1 protein-coding gene is annotated in these 210 nt (G+C 45.7%); it reads right to left on the bottom strand.

Going from position 1 to position 210, the window contains the following annotated elements; translation table 11 throughout:
• Positions 1-210, bottom strand: a 210-nt coding sequence (locus LKK83_RS28285; protein WP_324634802.1) for a hypothetical protein, incomplete at both ends; no start/stop codon positions are given.

The raw sequence follows: 210 nt of genomic DNA, 5'->3' as shown, positions 1-210 counted from the left end.
TAAGCGGAATAGTTCTTTCTCCACCACTACTCCAAGGCTGGAAAGAAACTGTACCGATAAGCGGAATAGTTTTTTCGTCGCCATCACTCCAAGGCTGGAAAGAAACTGTACCGATAAGCGGAATAGTTCTTTCTCCACCACTACTCCAAGGCTGGAAAAAAACTGTACCGACAGGAGAATAGTTTTTTCTCCACCACCACGCCATCAGTG

This window comes from Phormidium sp. CCY1219 (assembly GCF_035615515.1).
GTDB lineage: Bacteria > Cyanobacteriota > Cyanobacteriia > Cyanobacteriales > Laspinemataceae > CCY1219.
This window is presented reverse-complemented; position numbering and strand designations above follow the sequence as displayed.